The sequence below is a fragment of the Amycolatopsis sp. NBC_00348 genome (assembly GCF_036114655.1).
GTDB lineage: Bacteria > Actinomycetota > Actinomycetes > Mycobacteriales > Pseudonocardiaceae > Amycolatopsis.
The window spans coordinates 198,014-214,643 of sequence record NZ_CP107994.1; the positions used below are offsets into that span (position 1 = coordinate 198,014).

Genomic DNA, 16,630 nt, shown 5'->3' on the forward strand with positions numbered 1-16,630 from the left:
GAGTCGCTGAGGGTTCGCAACCGCGAGGAGCCGCCGATGGGATAAGGTGCGCTCTGTGTCCACAAATTGTCACCTCCCTACGGTCGCCTACCTATGTAGGTAAGTCCGGTGAACCGGACTTACCTACATGATAAGTCGACTGTGGCCCAGCCGATAGGTACTGATGTGGTAACGACGCCTGAACAGGTGGGCGACGAGCTGCGCCGGCTGCGCAAGGCCGCCCACGAAACCCAGGCGGACGTGGCCCGGATCGTCGGGGTGAGCCGGGCGAACCTGACGCAGTGGGAGACCGGGCGTTACCTCCCCTCGACGGACAACGCGCGGCTGCTCGACGATCACTTCCGGGCGGCGAACATGCTGTTCGACCTGGTGGAAGGCGCGAGGTCGCCCGCGTCGGCGGGGTCGGTCGTCACCACCGGTGGCTCGCTGCTCGAAGTCCTCCGGCGGGCGGGGCACAGCCTCGCCGGGCACGTGATCCGCGACGACGACGGCCAGGCGGTCGGCTGGCGGCACAACCTCCAGCAGCAGGGTGAGCAGACCACGCTCGCCACCGCCTACGGGATCTCCGCGATGGTCGTGGTAGGCGAGCCCTACATCGGCCTACACAACGTCGTCGTGGACCTCTACGAGAAGCGGTCCGAATTCGGGTGGCAGGGACGCTCGAGCGGTCGCCGGCCGGAGGTGACCGCCGCGGTGGTGGACGCCCTCTCCCAGGCGAGCACCCTGCTCTCCGCCGACGAAGGTCTGCACTACCTCGAACGCTCGCTGGACGGCTACAGCCGGACCCGGCCGTTCCTGCTGGCCACGGCGTTGCGTTCGGCGGTCCGGCTCCGGCCGGACGCGCCGTTGACCCGCAAGCTCGCCGACGACCTGCTCGCCACCCGTCTCGACTTCGACGGCCTGCTCCTGTGGGGCGAGAAGAAGGAGCCGCGGCTGGTGGCGCCGGAGCCGTCGGCCGCGCACACCGCGCGGGCCGTCGTGGCTCTTCGCGCTTTGCTGCGCGGCGGCGGGGAGCGTTCCGACGTCCGTGACGCCGTCGAGACGGCTACGCAGTGGCTCATCGAGCGGGCCCACCCGGACGACGGGGTCTCCGAGGAACTGGCGCTGCCCCAACCCGGCGGCCGCCAGCCGGTCCGGGTGAACATCAAGCACTTCACGGCCGCGTGGGTCCTTCAGGTGCTGGCCGAGGCGCCCCACGTGCCGACGGCCAGGCTGAGCCGCGCGCTCGGCTCCCTCTGGGAACGTCATGAGCCGAGCCTGGGCCTGTGGGCCTGGGGTAGCGGCGATCTGCCGATCTGGATGACGCTCGACGCCGTCACGGCCCTCCGCGCGGCCGCGCTCGCGTTCGCAGTACCTGCCCTTCTCCCCCCGAACGCCGCAGAATAGAGCGTCGCACGATGAGCACCACGTCACTGACGGCCCTCGACGATCACCGGTTTCCGCGCGGGCTCGCGGAAACCCTGGGTCGCGACGGCGCCGCGTTGTCCAATCTCGAAAAGGCGGCGTGGGAGATCCGCGTCGAGCCGCGGCCGTTCGTCAGCTGGCTGGCCGGGCTCCTGACGAACGACGCGAAGGTCGCCGAGATCGCCGGACGCTCGTACTGGCACCCCAACGGTTTCGCGAAGCTGGTCCTCCACACTTCGGCCGAGCCGGAGTTCCGGATCCGGCTGCACGTCTGGCCCGAGTCCGACGTCGTTTCGCCGGGGGAGTCGAACCCGCACAGCCACCGGTGGGAGTTCGCTTCCCACATCCTCGTGGGCACGGGCATGCACATGGTCGAGTTCACGGAGGTCGCCGACGGCGGCAAGCCGTTCCGGCGTTACCGCTACGGCGCCGATCCCGCGCACCCGGCCGCGCTCGTCACCGACGGCGAAGTGCGGTTGAAACGCCAGAGGTCCCCGCACGTCGTGCGCGGCGAGGTGTACTCGTGCGACATGGACGTGGTGCACACGGTGCGTCCGATCGACGCGGGACTGACCGCCACCGTCGTGATCCAGGGACCGCGCCGGACGCCGGCCACGGTGGTCTACTGCGAGCCGGGCGAGAGCGACGACCAGCCGAACGGCGTGCTGTCCGAAGCGGACTTCCGCCGGCTCATGACGGCCGTACTAGCGGCTTTCAAGTCAGAGGCCGCATCATGATGCCGGTGCAGCTGGGATTCCGTGACAGAAAGCGCCGGTTGCCCGTCCGGCGCGCGCGTCGCGGGGTGCTGACCGACAAGGCCATCAAACGCGCCGTCTCGGCCGGGGAACTGACCGTGAAGCCGTTCGAGCCGGCGATGCTCCGGCCCGCCGCGCTCAGCCTGCGGCTCGGGCACGAGGCGTTCAGCCTCGCCACGACCGGTCCGGTCGACATCGCCGACCGGTCGACGTACCCGGAGCTGGTCCCCAAGGAGCTCGACGCGCAGGGCCGGCTGGCCGTCGAACCCGGCGAGGTCGTCCTCGCGCCGACGCTGGAGAAGATCGGTCTCTCCGAGAACCTGGTCGGGCTCGTCGACGGCACCAGCGACTACGCGCGGCTCGGCATCAGCGTGGTGCTGTGCGGTCAGGTCAGCCCCGGCTTCGGCCGCGGCAAGCTCGCCGTGATCACCCTGGAGATCGTCAACCACCTGCGTCACCCCGTCCTGTTGTACCCGGAGACCCGGATCTGCAACTTGATGCTGTTCGCCTCGACCGGCAGCGAGCAGCCCTACGACGTCATGCCGCACAACTACTCGAGCGACCACGCCGTCGCCGCGTCCCGATTGGCCGACCATGTCCGACGCAACTGAAGAGTGCCTGGGTGACCTCGGCGAACGGGGGATCCAGGAGCGAGTCCTGCGACCGCGGTACGCCGGCACGGAGGGCTTCGGCGACGACAGCGCCCTGCTCGCCTCGGTGACGACGCCGAGCGAGCTCGTCGCGACCACCGACAGCTGCCCGACGCCCGTGGTCAACCTCCTCGGCGAGCCCGATCTCTACCACTCGGGCTGGCTGCTGGCCACGATCAACCTGTCGGACCTGGCCGCCGCCGGCGCCGAGCCGCTCGGGCTCGTCGTCAACTACACCCTGCCCAAGGCCACGACGGTGCGGGAGTTCGAGCGCCTGCTCGACGGCGTCGACGACTGCTGCGCCGCCCACGGCACGAAGGTCGCGGGCGGCGACATCCGGGACGGCGAAGTCGTCCAGCTGACGGCGACGGCCATCGGCCGGTGTAACCCGGGCAGCCGGCTGCGACGCTCCGGCGCCCGAGCCGGGGATCGCCTGCTGCTGGTCGGTTCGCCCGGTCACCTGTGGGCCGCGGCCCTGCTGAAGACGGGACAGGCGACGCTCCCGGCGGCCGAGGCCGCCGAGCTCTGGCGACGAGCGTGCGAGCCCATGGCCCAGCTGAAGGCCGGGCAGCTGCTGGCCACGACCGGCTTCGCGCGGGCGGCGATGGACGTCTCCGACGGCCTGTTCGCCACGGTCCGCACGCTCTGCGAGGCGAACGGCGTCGGCGCGGCCGTCAGTGCGGATTTCCGGCTGGACGACCTGGTGGCCGAGGTGGCCGCGCAGGCGAAACTGGACCCCTTCGACCTCGCGCAGACCTGGGGCGACTGGGGACTCGTCGTCGTGGTCCGCGAAGAGGACGCCAGGCTCGTCACGAAGACGCTGCGCGAAGAGGGCATCGCCGCTCAGGAGATCGGAACCCTGACAGCGGACGAGAAGCTGACGCTGGGGCCCGAGACCGCTGCCTGGCGCGGGATCGCGCAGGAGCGGTTCTCGGCCAGCTCGTGGCACGGCGGGGAGCCGGCCACGGTGATCACCGACATGTTCAAGGCGCGCTGAACCTCAGCTGTGCGCCCGCAACGGGACCACGTTGCTCGGCAGCACCGCGCGTCCCGGCTCGTGGTGGGCTTCGGTCGGGCTGATCGTCAGCGTCACCAGGCTCGCGAACCGCGGGTGCCGGTCGACGTACACCTCGGGGACGTCACAGGCCGCCGCGAGGATCCGGCGGTGCCGGTGGAGGTGCTCGAACGCCTCACGGCCGTAGAGCGAGACCACGATGTCGCCGGCGCGGGGGCGGGTCCACAGGATCGCCGGGCGGTGGCCGCCGGGCAGCCGCAGCGACGGGAACGCCGCGCGCAGCCGGTGCTGCACCACTACCGCGCGGATCCGGGTCCGCACGTGCCGGCGGCGCAGCAGGGCCAGTGCCAGGACGGCCGCCAGCGTCCCCGACGCCCACGCCGGGCCGGCCCAGAGGCCGAACATCACCAGGCCGTAGGGGAGGAGCGTCACGGCGAGCAGCTCCCACCGCCAGTGGTACACGCGCATCGGGAACGGCGAATGTGCCTGCTGTGTCGTCATTTCCTTGCTCCTTCCGGTCGGTCGGCGACGGAGGAGGCCGCCGAGGTGGCGCACGAGACGTCCGGCGGCGATGACCAGCACGAGTGCCGTGACGATCACCGGCCCGGAGGTCATGTCGGAATCCGCGTCTTCGCGGCGGGCTCGGGCCGCAAGTCGCGGTCGCGGCCGAGCAGCCAGGTCCAGCGCCAGCCCGCCCAGATCGCGGCGACGGAGCCCAGCAGGATCAGCACGAAAGCCTGGCCCACCAGCCCGTCGAGCGGGGCCAGCCGGAGCAGGACGAGCAAGGCCCAGACCTGCGAAGCGGTGAAGGGGATGACGAGCCCGGCGGCGAAGACGCCCCGGCGCCAGCGGCTGCGCGGCGTGGTGGTGGGGTCCATGAAAAGCCCTCCTCTGCGGTGGATCCAGGAAACCTCCGGCTCGTCCCGGCTCGTGTGCCAGCTGACTCACAAGGCGGGATTCGTTCGCGAAACTCGACGTCCGCCCAGGCGCCGGAAGGTGACCGACCGCGCTGGACCAGTTATTCAGTGAAGTTCAGTAAAATCGACTGTAAGGTCTGGATTTGACTGTAGCAACGGAGGAGAATCGGACGTTACCGCTTCGCTGCACAGTAAAGCCCCGGCTGCTCATGCTTCGGTCCCGGCTGCGGCGGGTCGGCGGCAGGCGCTGGGCCATTCGTGGGTACAATTGTGCCCCTGCTCACGCCACTGAAATTTACTGAAGGGCGGCGGAGTCGTGTCCCCAGCCGAGTCGCGCCGTCCTGCGCTCGCCCGGCGCCTGCGCGCGCTGCGGGAAGAGCAGTGGCCCGAGCTGGGAATCACTCAGGCGCAGATCGCCCACGCGATCGGTGGGAGCAGGCCGCTCAGCATTTCGCTCATCTCCTCCTGGGAGAACGCCGAAAAGCCCATCGCCCCGCCGGTCCGGCGGCTGGACGCCTACGCCACGCTGTTCGCCACGCCGCGGTCGGTCAACGGCGAAACCGTGCGGGTGCTCCCACTCGACCAGCTGACGGACGAGGAGCGCGACCGGCACGACGAGCTGCTCGGGGAGCTGCTGTCGCTGCGCGACGGGCGTGACCGCGCGGCCGAACCGGTGCCCGACATCTGGAGCTTCCCGGAGAACGAGGACGTCACCATCGTCTGCGCCCAGCTGCCGACGGAGTACCGGCAGCACCTGACCTACGCCGACCCCGACAGCGCGGACTTCGTCTCGCTCTACACCTACGCCGACCCGGACGCCCTGATCGAGCTGTTCGGGCACATCCGGTCGGTCAACCCGCAGCACCAGGTCAGCTTCCACACCACGGCGGAGCTGACCCCCGACGACTACACGACCCACCTGGTCCTGCTCGGTGGCGTCGACTGGAACACCGTGACCCGCGACGTCATCGAACGCGTCGACCTCCCGGTGGAGCAGGTAGTCCGTGCCGACGAGGCACCGACCAGCGAACCTGGCGGCTTCCGAGTGCGACGAGATGGCGGGTCGGAGCTCTTCCCGCCCCAGTTGGACAGCGAAGGTCACCTGTTGGAAGACGTGGCACATTTCTACCGGGGGGTGAGCCCGTTCAACCGAAAGCGCACCGTAACCGTGTGCAACGGTATGTACGGTCGTGGCACCCTCGGCGCGGTTCGCGCCCTCACCGACGTCAAGTTCCGGGACCGGAACAGCGGTTTCGTGCGGGACCGGTTCGGCGGCGCGAAGTCGTTCAGCATCATCAGCCGGGTGCAGGTCGTCGCCGGCAAGGGCCTGACCCCGGACTGGACCGTGGCGGACAACCGGCTGCACGAGTGGCCGGAAGCCGCGTGACCGCGCGGCAACACCAGTCGCACCAAGACCTCCTGGTCCACGTCGATGCCGCGGCCGCGCCCCGGGCGGCGCTGGACGCGGTCATCGTGCCCAACGGCCGGACGGCTCCCTACCTGCGGCAGGCCATCGCGGCGGCCCAGGAGCGCGACGTCCTCCTGCTCGTGCTGAGCAGCATGCGCGGCGACGCTTCCAGCGCGGCTTTGGAGGCGAAGCGGGCCGGCGTCCGGGTCGCGGCCATCGACATCGACGACGTGCCCCGCCGGGTCGTGCCGGAGTTCGCCACCGACAAGCTGCTCCGCCTCCACAAGTTCGATCGGCGGGTCGACACCAGCCGCAAGCGGAACCTCGGTCTGCTCATCGCGGTCCTCGCCGGGTGGCAGCGGATCCTCTTCCTCGACGACGACATCGTGCTGCCCGACCCCGCGGACGTCTCCGCGGCGGCCGGGCTGCTCGGCGAGCACGCGGTCGTCGGGCTGGCCAACTCCGGGATGCCGGACAACTCCGTGGTGTGCCACGCGCTCCGCGATATCGGGGCCGCGCAGAAGACGTTCATCGGCGGCGGCGCGCTCGTGGTCGGCGAACGGGCGTTCGGCTCGTTCTTCCCCAACATCTACAACGAGGACTGGTTCTTCCTGCTGGACGGCTTGCGGCTGCGGCCGTCGGCCGTCACCGGAACGGCGATCCAGCACCCCTACGACCCGTACCGGGACGCCCGCCGCGCCCGCGGTGAGGAGCTGGGCGACACCCTCGCCGAAGGGGTGTACGGCCTGCTGGACAACGGTCTCGGCCTCGCGGACGCCGACGAGAAGTACTGGCGTGAGTTCCTGCCGGACCGGCGGCGGATCATCAGCACGACCATCGAGCAGGTGCTGGCGTCGGCGATCGAGCCGGCGCAGAAGGCCCGGATGGTCGCCGCGCTGAAGGCCGCGATCGGACGCAGCCACCTGATCACGCCGGAGCTGTGCGTGGCGTACTTGCGGGCCTGGCAAACGGATTGCGCCCGGTGGCGCAAGCACATCGGCCGGTACCCGCGCGGCATCGGCGTCGACGGCGCGCTCGCCGCCCTGCAGATCGGCCACCTGGTCCAGCCGGGCGTCGACGGGCGGATCAGTGCCGGGGTGAAGCGCCGATCCGCGTCTCCGTTCTTGGCGCGGGCGTGACCGGCACGAGGTCCTTGACCAGCACGCAACAGCGTTCCGGTTCGTGGAGAACACGGCCGTCCGGCTGGGTCGTCCGCGCGTAGCAGACGACCTCGCCGTGGCCCCAGTCCTCGTAGCCGAGGCGGCGGTACAAGCGCGCCGCCGCCGGGTTGTCCGTGCGGACCGCCAGGGCCACCCGCTCGTGGCCGTGCTCCCGCAGGTGTCCCTCCACCGCGGCGACCAGCGTCCGGCCCACGCCCCGGTCGCGCAGCTCGTGGTGCACCTGCAGGTGGGTGAGCAGGGCGACGCCCGGCAGGTGACGGCGGATCGGGTACTCCTCGGCCTCCTCCAGCCACAGGTAGACCTCGCCCGCCGGGCGGTAGCGGAGCCAGGCCACGAACAGCATCCCGAGGCCTTTTCGCTGCCGGTCGAAGCGGTCGATGAGGAATTCGCGGTCACCGAGGGCTACGGCGAAGGGTTCCAGGTCCGCGGAGCGAGCCGGCCGTACGCAAGGCTCGGTCATCGGCTGGGACTCCTGTTCGCCCGGGTCACCACCAGTGTGCCGGAGGCACCGGCGCCCTGACCAGGTTGCCCGACGCGGCCGCGGCGTCACACCCTGCTTTCGTCGGGTTGCTCAGACGGTCAGGTCGTAGACCGTCACTCCGTCCACAGTGGACGACTGGTAGGTCGACGCCACCCAGTCGGCGATCTGCTGGGCCGCGTCCGAGCCGCTGCTGCCCTGCATCGTCATGCCTTCGCCGAGGAAGTAGTGGATCCGGCCGCTCGCGACGTACTGCTGGAACTGCTCGAGCGTCGGGTACGGGTCCGTGCCGTTGAAGCCGCCCACCGCCATCACCGGGGCGCCGCTCGCCAGCTGGTAGCCCGCGGCCGCGTTCGACAGCACCGTGGCCGCCGTCCAGGTGTACTTCGCGGTGTCCTGCTTCAGCAACGCCGTGAGCTGGGCGCCCGGCAGCGTCGTGGTCAGCAGGGAGCCCGGGCCGCCGCCGCGTCCACCACCGCCGAAGCCGCCGGGAGCGCCGCCCGGGCCGCCGCCGAAACCGCCGCCGCGGCCGCCGAAGCCCGACGTGGGTCCCGCCGACGGGATCGCGCCGCTGTGCGTGGTGGCCGCCGTGGCCAAGGTGTACGCGCCCGTGCCGGCCAGCAGGACCACCAGGGCCAAGGCCGCGACCGAGGACGCCGCCCAGCGGGTCAGGTGGGCCGCGAAGAACAGGCCCACTGCCGCCAGGAGACCACCGACCAGGACCGTCGGGGCCAGCCAGGGCTGCCACGTCGAGCCGGACAGCAGCAAGTACGTCGTGACCGCCGTCAACGCCACGCCGCCGCTGAGCAGACCCGAGGCCGACGGCCGCGAGCGCAGGCGCCACAGCTGCACCGCCGCCGTGCCGACCAGCGCGGCGATCGCCGGGGCCAGTGCCACGGTGTAGTACGGGTGGATGATGCCGCCCATGTAGCTGAACACCAGGGCCGTCACCAGGAACCAGCCGCCCCAGACGATCAGGGCCGCCCGCGAGCGGTCCGTGCGCGGTGCGCGGCGGGTGAACCACAGGCCCGCGCCCAGCGCCAGCAGCGCGGCGGGGATCAGCCAGGCGATGCCGCCCGCCATCTCGCTGCCGAACAACCGGGTCAGGCCGGTCGAGCCCCAGCCGCGGCCGGCACCGCCGCCGACGCTGCCCACTTCGTCGCCCGTGATGCGGCCGAAGCCGTTGTAGCCGAAGACCAGCTCCCACAGCGAGTTCGTCTGCGAGCCGCCGATGAACGGGCGGTCCGCCGCCGGCCACAGCGCGACGACGACCAGGTACCAGCCCGCGGCGACGACCGTCGCGCCCAGTGCGCCCAGCAGGTGCAGCAGCCGCTTGCCGAGCGGTACCGGCGCGGCCACCAGGTACGCCACCGCGAACGCGGGCAGCACCAGGAACGCCTGCAGCATCTTCGCCAGGAACCCGAAACCGACCGCGACACCGGCCAGGGCCAGCCAGCCGGGGCCCGCCTTCTCGAGCGCGCGGACGACGCAGTACGCGGCCGCGACGAGCAGCAGCACGAGCAGCGCGTCCGGGTTGTTGAACCGGAACATCAGCGCCGCCGCCGGGGTCAGCGCCAGCACCAGCCCGGCGACCAGGCCCGCGGCCGGGCCGGACGTGCGTTTCACCGTCGCGTACAGCAGCCAGACCGAGCCGACGCCCATCAGCGCCTGCGGCACCAGCACGCTCCACGCGCTCACGCCGAACACCCGCGTCGAGAGCCCCAGCACCCACAGCGCGGCCGGGGTCTTGTCGACGGTGATCGCGTTCGCCGCGTCGCTCGAGCCGAAGAACAGCGCCTTCCAGCTCTGCGAACCCGCCTGCGCGGCCGCCGAGTAGAAGGCGTTGGCCCAGCCGGACGCGCCGAGGCCCCAGAGGTAGAGCACCGCCGTCGCCAGCAGCAGCCCGGCCAGTGCGGGCCGTTGCCAAGCGGGACGTGCGGGTGCGGCGGGTTCGCGCGACGCGGCACCGGCTTCGTTTCGGGGGCTACGGGTGGCGGAGCCCCCGGCCCGGGGCGAAGCCCCGGATGTCACTGCGGTCATGAGATCAGCTTCCGGTGCCCAGCTGGGGCCGGGTTGTGCCGATGCTGTGCACGCGCTGTGCAGGAACGGCCACCGGGAGGCGCATCGCGAACTCCGTCCGGCCGGGGCGGCTGTGCACCTCGATCGAGCCGTGGTGGGCGACGACGACGGCGGACGCGATCGCCAGCCCGAGACCGGTGCTGCCGGCCTGGCGCGAGCGCGACGTGTCGCCGCGGGCGAACCGGTCGAAGACGTCCGGGAGCAGGTCGGGGTTGATGCCGGGGCCGTCGTCGGTCACCGTCACGACGGCGCTGCCGTCGGCGGAGCGGGCGAGCGCGGTGGTCACCGTGGTGCCGGGCGGGGTGTGCGTGCGGGCGTTGGCCAGCAGGTTCGCCAGCACCTGGTGCAGGCGCTGGACGTCGCCGTGCACGAGCACCGGGTCGGGCGGCAGCGCGAGCTGCCACCGGTGGTCGCGCCCGGCGACCCGCGCGTCGCCGACGGTGTCCGCGACGAGCCGCGTGAGGTCGACTTCGCGCACGTCCAGGGGCCGGCCGGCGTCGAGCCGGGCGAGCAGCAGCAGGTCCTCGACGAGCGTCGTCATCCGGACGGCCTCGGACTGGATCCGGGTCATCGAGTGGGCGACGTCCGGGGGCACCAGCGAGCTGCCGCGGGCCGCCAGCTCGGCGTACCCGCGGATCGCGGCCAGCGGGGTGCGCAGCTCGTGGCTGGCGTCCGCGACGAACTGGCGGACGCGCAGTTCGCTGTCGTGGCGGGCTTCGAGGGCCTGCGCGACGTGCCCGAGCATCAGGTTCAGCGCCGAGCCGACCTGGCCGACCTCGGTCCGCGGGTCGGTTTCGGACTCCGGGACGCGGATGGACAGCGCCACCTGGCCGCGGTCCAGCGGCAGCTCGGTGACGCGCCCGGCGGTCGCCGCGACGCGCTCGAGCGGCCGCAGCGTGCGGCGGACCGCGAACGCGCCGAGGAACGCCGCGCCCAGCACGCCCGCGGCGGCGACGCCGAAGAGGATGAGCCCGACGGTGAGCAGGGTGTCGTTGACCGGCTTCATCGGCAGGCCGGTGACCGCGACGTCGGCCGACCCGGTGACCGGCAGCGCCATCAGCCGGTACTCGCCGAGGTCGTCGAAGGAGACCGTGTGCGGCTTGCCGTCCGCGGGCACCGACAGCAGCACGCCCTGCTGGGCCGCGGACAGGTGCAGCCGGTCCCCGTGCTCGGAAATGCTGTCGTCGTGCACCAGCGACTGCCCGGAGAAGGTGCCGCTGACCGTGCCGACGTTCTGCCCGAGCGGGTGCTCGCCGGTGCCCTGGTCCTGGGGCGGCGGCTGGCCCGGCAGGCCGTTCTGCCGCCCGGCGTTGCTCGCGAAGACCTGCGAGCGGGTGGCCGCGGCCGTCAGCTGCTGGTCGACCTGGCGGGTGAGGAACACGTCGAGCGCGAACTCGCTGACGACCCCGACGATCAGGCACACCACGGTGAGCAGCACGACCATCGAGCCGGTCAGCTTCGTGCGCAGCGAAAGCCGCCCCGGCCGGCCGGACCGGTGGGGGCGGGGCGTGAGGGTACGCGCGGCCATGGCTTCAGCGTCCGCCGCGGCCGTGTGCGCGGCTTGTGTGCTGCCTGTGAGGCGGCTGTGCGGTGATCGGCCCGGCGCGGGATGTCCGGTTCCTCCGGTCACAGGAACGGCTGACGGTCAGCACAGTGCGCACACAGCGTGGGGCCGGACTGTGGGTTGCGGCAACGCATCCCGTGAAGGAGCAACACCATGACCACACCGCAGGCCCCGCAGCAGACACCGTCCACTTCGGACCCGGCGTGGGGTGCCGCGCCCGCCGCCCCGGACGGCGGCTGGGGCGGTGCGCCCGGCCCCGCGCGCCCGGCCTGGTCCACCGGCAAGAAGGTCGCCGCGGGGGCCGTCGCGGCCGTGATCGTGGCCGGCGGGGGAGCGGCGATCTGGGCCGCGTCGTCGTCGTCCGCCACGACCGACAGCGCGGCCGGCCCGGGCGGTATGCAAGGCGGCCCGGGTGGGACCCAGGGCGGCCCCGGCGGCGCGGGCGGGCTGGGTTCGGCGCTGCACGGCGAGTACGTCGCTTCGGACGGAAACGGTGGTTACGTCACGAAGATCATGCAGACCGGCAAGGTGACGGCGCTGAGCGCGACGTCGCTGACCGCCCAGAGCGACGACGGCTTCTCGAAGACGTACACGATCACCTCGGCCCAGGCGACGGGCGTGGCGGCCGGCGACACGGTCACGGTGGTGGCCACGGAGTCGGGCACCACGGCGACGGCGACGGCGGTGACCGAAGGCACCGCCGGCGCGGGACAGGGCCGGCAAGGGCAGCAGGGCCAGGGACAACAGGGGCAGCCGCCCACGGGCTGACGCGCGTCCCGGGGGTCAGCGGTCGTAGTCGACCGCGACCTCCGGGGTCGTCGCGCGGGCGCGGCACGTCAGGATCCGGTCCACCGCGACGTCGTCCACCGTGAGGGCGTAGCGGACGTCCATGTCGACCTGGCCCTGCAGGAGCGTCGCCCGGCAGGTGCCGCACGCGCCGCCGGTGCACGAGTACGGCACCTCGAACCCGGCCCGCAACGCCGCGTCCAGCACCGTTTCCCCGGCCCGCGCGGCGATCCGCGTCGTCGTGGCGCCCAGCGTCACGGTCACCTCGGCCGGGAAGCCCGCCGGGTCGCGCAGGGGCGCCGCGCCGCGGAAGAGTTCGAAGTGGACGTCCTCCTCCGGGACGTCCGCGTCGGCGAGCGTCCGCCGCGCCAGGTCGGTCAGGCCGCGCGGGCCGCACAGGAACCACTCGTCGACCTTCGCCGGGTGGAGCCGGTTCTGCAGCAGCGCGCGCAGCCGCGTGCCGTCGAGGCGGCCGCGCTGGTACCGCTCGTGGGAGATGGCCAGCGCCTCGCCGACCGTGTCGAAGTGCCGGGCGGGCCGGTGCGTGTGCAGGTCCGGGTCGCGCTCGTCGGTGCGGTAGTGGACGACGTGCAGCCGCCCGCCGAACCCCTCCGCGAGCGTCGTCAGCTCCGCGGCGAAGAGCGTCGTCGCGCCGGAAGTGTTGACGTACAACAGAGTTGCCCGGCTGTGCGGCTCCGCCCGCAACGCGCTGACCACGATGGACAGCACCGGCGTGATGCCGCTGCCCGCGGCGAGCGCGACGTAGTGCGCGCTGCGCGCCGGGTCCGGGATGAGCGTGAAGCCGCCCGAAGGCGGGAGCACGTCGAGGAACTGCCCGGCCGTCAGCGACGTGGTCGCGAAGCCGGAGAACGCGCCGCCCGGGCGTTTCTTCACCACGATCCGCAGGTCGCCCGAGCCGGCCGGGGCGCAGATCGAGTACGTCCGCCGCACCGGCTGCCCGTCCAGCACCGCGCGCACGGCGACGTGCTGCCCGGGCGTGAAGCGGTACTCCGCGGCCAGGTCCGGCGGGACGTCGAAGGTCACGGCGACGGCGTCGGCGGTCAGCGGGCGCACGTCGGCGACGCGCAGCCGGTGGAACCGGCTCGGTCCCGGGGGCGGCGGCGCGGGCGCGGGGACGGCGTCGTCCGGCCCGCCGGTGAGGCCCGCCTCCGCCCGGTACTGCGCCGTCGTCAGGTCCCGGCCCCACACCGTGCTGATCGGGACGTCGCGGGCCAGGTAGGCCTCGCGGTTGTCGAGCCAGACCCGGCGGTACCGGTGGAACGGGACGGCCGGGTGCAGGTGGTGCACCAGGTGCAGGTTCTGCGCCAGCAGCACGGGCGTGAGCAGCCGGTCGAGGCCGACGCGCACGCGGGTCGTGCCGAACCGGCCGCGCGGTCCCGCGGCGGGCAGCCCGTGGTGCGGCAGCCAGCCGAACGCCCAGGCGAGCAGGCCCACCCCGAGCCGTTGCGGCAGCAGGTAGACCAGCACCAGCTCCGGGCCGTGGCCGGCCGCGACCAGCGCGACCCCGGCGGACACGGCCACCGACAGCACCACCAGCGTCTCGGCCAGCTCGTGCGGCGGCCGGGCGCGCAGCCGCGAGACGTAGCAGCGCGCGTAGGAGACGTCGAGGGTCAGCCAGCGCAGCGGCAGCAGCCAGGCCGGGCCGCGTGACGTCCAGGCGTCCGGGTCGGCGCGGACCGACGCGTTCGTGTGGCGGTGGTGTTCACCGTGGACGTACCGCAGCGACGGGAACGACGCGTACGCCGCGACGAACAGGACGGCCAGCCGGCCGAGCGTTTCGTTGACCCAGGTGAGCTTCCCGGCCGAGTGGTGCGCCGATTCGTGCACCACGGTGTACATCGCGAAGGTGACGGCGGTGTTCAGCACCACGGTCACGACGGCCGGCACCAGCCCGGCCAGCAGCAGCCACGTCGACGCCACCCAGACCGCGAGGGCGCCGGCGAACAGCAGCACCGCGGGCACCGAGACGGTGGGCAGCGGGAGCCGGGGAGCGGGGACCGCGCGCGGGGACGCCCGCCCGCGCGCGGGCTCCAGGGAGCCGCGCGCCGGAGTGTCGACGACGGACATCGCACGGTCTCCTCGGTCGAGAAGCTCCTGGTGAGGCGGGAGTCACCGTAGACAACGCGCCGGACTTTGTAAACGGTGCGGCACGCTTCGAAAAAAGGTGCCGGCCTGGGCACCGGAACCGCTGGCTAAGATCGGCCTGTGAACGCCGTCACCCGCACCGCGCCGGCCAGCACCCGGGAGCGGTTGCTGGCCGCGGCGGCCGAGCTCACCACCACCGGCGGCTGGGCCGGCGTCACCATGGGCAAGCTGGCCGCGCACGCCGGCGTCAGCCGCCAGACCGTCTACAACGAACTCGGGTCCAAGGCCGAGCTCGCCGAGGCGCTGATGGCGCGCGAGACCGACCGGTTCGTCGAGCACGTCACCAGGATCGTCGACGCGCACCCCGGCCGGGCGCTCGACGGCGTCACCGCCGCCTTCCGGGAGACCCTCGAGACCGCCCGCGGCAACCCCCTGGTCGCCCTCGCGCTCGGCGGCCGGCCCGGCGGCCGCGACGACTTTCTCCCGCTGCTGACCTCCCGGCCCGAGGCCGTGCTCGGCCGGGCCGTCGACGCCGTGGCGGAGCTGTTCTCGAGCCGCTACCCCGAGGCCCCGCTGACCGCTTCCGAGTGGCCGGTCGCGGTCGAGGCCTTCGTGCGGCTGCTGCTTTCCCACCTGGTGCAGCCCAGCGGCTCGGTCGAGCACGCGAGCGGCCAGACGCGCTGGGTGATCGGCCGCATGCTGGGCGCGTGACGCCGCAGGTGGCCCCCGCCCGGGCGGCGCGGGCCACTGGCCTAGACTCGGACGTCCCGGTCTGACAGGTGACCGGGGGCATTTCCGCAGGATTGTCCACCACAATCGTTACCGCTCGAGGAGAAGACCTTGAAGAGCACCGTCGAGCAGCTGAGCCCGACGCGAGTCAAGATCAATGTCGAGGTGCCGTTCGACGAGCTCAAGCCGAACTTCGACCGCGCCTACCGCAAGATCGCCCAGCAGGTGCGCATCCCGGGCTTCCGGCCCGGCAAGGCGCCCGCTCGCGTCCTGGAAAGCCGGATCGGGCGTGGCCCGGTGCTCGACGAGGTCGTCAACGAGGCCATCCCGGCGAAGTACATCGAGGCGGTCCGCGAGAACGAGGTCCGCACGCTCGGGAACCCGGAGTTCGACGTCACGAAGCTCGAGGACCGCGACGTCCTCGAGTTCACCGCCGAGGTGGACGTGCGCCCGGAGATCGAGCTGCCCGACCTCGAAGGCTTCGCGGTCACCGTCGACGACGTCGAGCTGACCGACGCGGAGGTCGACGAGCAGCTCGACGAGCTGCGCGCCCGCTTCGGCACGCTGACCGGCGTGGAGCGCCCGGCCGAGACCGGCGACTTCGTCTCGATCGATCTGGCCGCGACCGTCGAAGGCGAAGCCGTCGAGGAGGCCGCCACCAGCGGGCTCTCCTACGAGATCGGCTCCGGCCAGCTCGTGGACGGCATCGACGAGGCGATCGTCGGCGCGAACGCCGGCGAGACCCGGTCGTTCACCACCGAGCTCGTCGCCGGCGACCACGCCGGCAAGGCGGCCGAGGTGACCGTGACCGTCCAGTCGGTCAAGCAGCGCGAGCTGCCGGAGGCCGACGACGAGTTCGCCCAGATGGCCAGCGAGTTCGACACGATCGACGAGCTGAAGACCGACCTTCGCGAGCGGCTCGCCCGCGTCAAGAAGATGCAGCAGGGCGTCCAGGCGCGCGACAAGGTGCTCGACGAGCTCCTCGAGCGCACCGAGGTGCCGATCCCGGAGAAGGTGCTCGACGCCGAGATCGAGAACCGCAAGCACGACGCCATCCACCCGTTCGACCACGACGAGGCCCAGTTCGCCCAGGCCCTCGAGGCCGAAGGCCGCACGCTGGAAGAGTTCGACGCGGAGACCCGCACCGAGTCGGAGAAGGCCGTCCGCACGCAGCTGCTGCTGGACACCATCGCCGACAAGGAAGAGGTCTCGGTCAACGACGGCGAGCTGACCGAGCGGATCATCTACCAGGCCCAGCGCTTCGGGATCAGCCCGGACGAGTACGTCCAGCGCGCCCAGCAGTCCGGCCAGCTGACCGCGATCTACGCCGACGTCCGCCGCGGCAAGGCGCTCGCCTCCGTGGTCCGGAAGGCGACCGTCACCGACGGTTCGGGTGCCGAGGTCGACCTCGCCGAGCTGTTCGGTGGCGAGGAACCGGCCGCCGATGCCGCAACCGAGGAGACGCCGGCCACCGAAGAGGCGGCGAAGACTCCCGCGGAGTGAAGCTGTGAGCGAACTTGGGCGGTGTCAGGCATTCTGCACCGCCCAAGTTCGTTAG

The 16,630-nt window shown here is 72.3% G+C and carries 15 protein-coding genes; 9 read left to right on the forward strand and 6 right to left on the reverse strand.

Annotated features, from left to right (window positions below; genetic code table 11):
• Window positions 1-165 precede the first annotated feature (165 nt).
• Genes OHS58_RS00830 through OHS58_RS00845 form a run of 4 tightly spaced genes read left to right on the forward strand, consistent with a single transcriptional unit; the run spans window position 166 to window position 3,806 of the window.
• Window positions 166-1,386 (forward strand): helix-turn-helix domain-containing protein, encoded by a 1,221-nt coding sequence (locus OHS58_RS00830; RefSeq protein ID WP_328646817.1) that lies wholly within the window; start codon window positions 166-168, stop codon window positions 1,384-1,386.
• A gap of 11 nt (window positions 1,387-1,397) precedes the next feature.
• Window positions 1,398-2,141, forward strand: coding sequence for a hypothetical protein (locus OHS58_RS00835; RefSeq protein ID WP_328646818.1), 744 nt, complete (start codon window positions 1,398-1,400; stop codon window positions 2,139-2,141).
• Window positions 2,141-2,770, forward strand: coding sequence for a dCTP deaminase (gene dcd, locus OHS58_RS00840; RefSeq protein ID WP_442875552.1), 630 nt, complete (start codon window positions 2,141-2,143; stop codon window positions 2,768-2,770). The genes OHS58_RS00835 and dcd overlap by 1 nt, the downstream gene beginning before the upstream one ends.
• The gene (locus OHS58_RS00845) at window positions 2,754-3,806 is read left to right on the forward strand and encodes a thiamine-phosphate kinase (RefSeq protein WP_328646820.1); all 1,053 of its coding nucleotides are present in this window, start codon (window positions 2,754-2,756) and stop codon (window positions 3,804-3,806) included. The genes dcd and OHS58_RS00845 overlap by 17 nt, the downstream gene beginning before the upstream one ends.
• Before the next feature lie 3 nt (window positions 3,807-3,809).
• Here OHS58_RS00845 and OHS58_RS00850 read toward each other — a convergent pair whose 3' ends face one another.
• Together OHS58_RS00850 and OHS58_RS00855 are read right to left on the reverse strand one after the other, a co-directional pair.
• On the reverse strand, window positions 3,810-4,325 hold the full coding sequence (locus tag OHS58_RS00850) for a hypothetical protein (protein WP_328646821.1): 516 nt from the start codon (window positions 4,323-4,325) through the stop codon (window positions 3,810-3,812).
• A 110-nt stretch (window positions 4,326-4,435) separates the two neighbouring features.
• The gene (locus tag OHS58_RS00855; RefSeq protein ID WP_247055308.1) at window positions 4,436-4,702 is read right to left on the reverse strand and encodes a hypothetical protein; all 267 of its coding nucleotides are present in this window, start codon (window positions 4,700-4,702) and stop codon (window positions 4,436-4,438) included.
• Between the two features lie 355 nt (window positions 4,703-5,057).
• Here OHS58_RS00855 and OHS58_RS00860 point away from each other — a divergent pair, with 355 nt between their 5' ends.
• Both OHS58_RS00860 and OHS58_RS00865 read left to right on the forward strand, forming a co-directional pair.
• Window positions 5,058-6,128, forward strand: a complete 1,071-nt coding sequence (locus OHS58_RS00860) for a helix-turn-helix transcriptional regulator (RefSeq protein WP_328646822.1) — start codon at window positions 5,058-5,060, stop codon at window positions 6,126-6,128.
• Window positions 6,125-7,288, forward strand: a complete 1,164-nt coding sequence (locus tag OHS58_RS00865) for a hypothetical protein (RefSeq protein ID WP_328646823.1) — start codon at window positions 6,125-6,127, stop codon at window positions 7,286-7,288. The genes OHS58_RS00860 and OHS58_RS00865 overlap by 4 nt, the downstream gene beginning before the upstream one ends.
• Here the strand turns inward: OHS58_RS00865 and OHS58_RS00870 are convergent.
• The 3 genes from OHS58_RS00870 to OHS58_RS00880 all read right to left on the reverse strand — a co-directional run bounded on the left by OHS58_RS00870 (window position 7,236) and on the right by OHS58_RS00880 (window position 11,415).
• Window positions 7,236-7,790, reverse strand: a complete 555-nt coding sequence (locus tag OHS58_RS00870; protein ID WP_326943378.1) for a GNAT family N-acetyltransferase — start codon at window positions 7,788-7,790, stop codon at window positions 7,236-7,238. The two genes, OHS58_RS00865 and OHS58_RS00870, sit on opposite strands and share 53 nt — an antisense overlap.
• Before the next feature lie 111 nt (window positions 7,791-7,901).
• The gene (locus tag OHS58_RS00875) at window positions 7,902-9,848 is read right to left on the reverse strand and encodes a glycosyltransferase family 39 protein (protein WP_328646824.1); all 1,947 of its coding nucleotides are present in this window, start codon (window positions 9,846-9,848) and stop codon (window positions 7,902-7,904) included.
• Between the two features lie 4 nt (window positions 9,849-9,852).
• Complete coding sequence (locus tag OHS58_RS00880) at window positions 9,853-11,415, reverse strand: sensor histidine kinase (protein WP_328646825.1); 1,563 nt, start codon at window positions 11,413-11,415, stop codon at window positions 9,853-9,855.
• 189 nt (window positions 11,416-11,604) lie between these two features.
• Here OHS58_RS00880 and OHS58_RS00885 point away from each other — a divergent pair, with 189 nt between their 5' ends.
• Window positions 11,605-12,219: a hypothetical protein gene (locus tag OHS58_RS00885; RefSeq protein ID WP_328646826.1), complete on the forward strand. Its 615-nt coding sequence runs from the start codon at window positions 11,605-11,607 to the stop codon at window positions 12,217-12,219.
• Between the two features lie 15 nt (window positions 12,220-12,234).
• Here OHS58_RS00885 and OHS58_RS00890 read toward each other — a convergent pair whose 3' ends face one another.
• Window positions 12,235-14,325, reverse strand: a complete 2,091-nt coding sequence (locus tag OHS58_RS00890) for a fatty acid desaturase (protein ID WP_328646827.1) — start codon at window positions 14,323-14,325, stop codon at window positions 12,235-12,237.
• 138 nt (window positions 14,326-14,463) lie between these two features.
• On the opposite strand from OHS58_RS00890, the gene OHS58_RS00895 reads away from it, so the two are divergent.
• Together OHS58_RS00895 and tig are read left to right on the forward strand one after the other, a co-directional pair.
• Window positions 14,464-15,054 carry a TetR/AcrR family transcriptional regulator gene (locus OHS58_RS00895; protein WP_326943373.1) on the forward strand — a complete coding sequence of 197 codons (591 nt, stop codon included), beginning with the start codon at window positions 14,464-14,466 and terminating at the stop codon, window positions 15,052-15,054.
• Between the two features lie 129 nt (window positions 15,055-15,183).
• Entirely contained in the window at window positions 15,184-16,575 is a 1,392-nt protein-coding gene (tig, locus tag OHS58_RS00900) for a trigger factor (RefSeq protein ID WP_326943372.1), read from the forward strand.
• Window positions 16,576-16,630 lie beyond the last annotated feature (55 nt).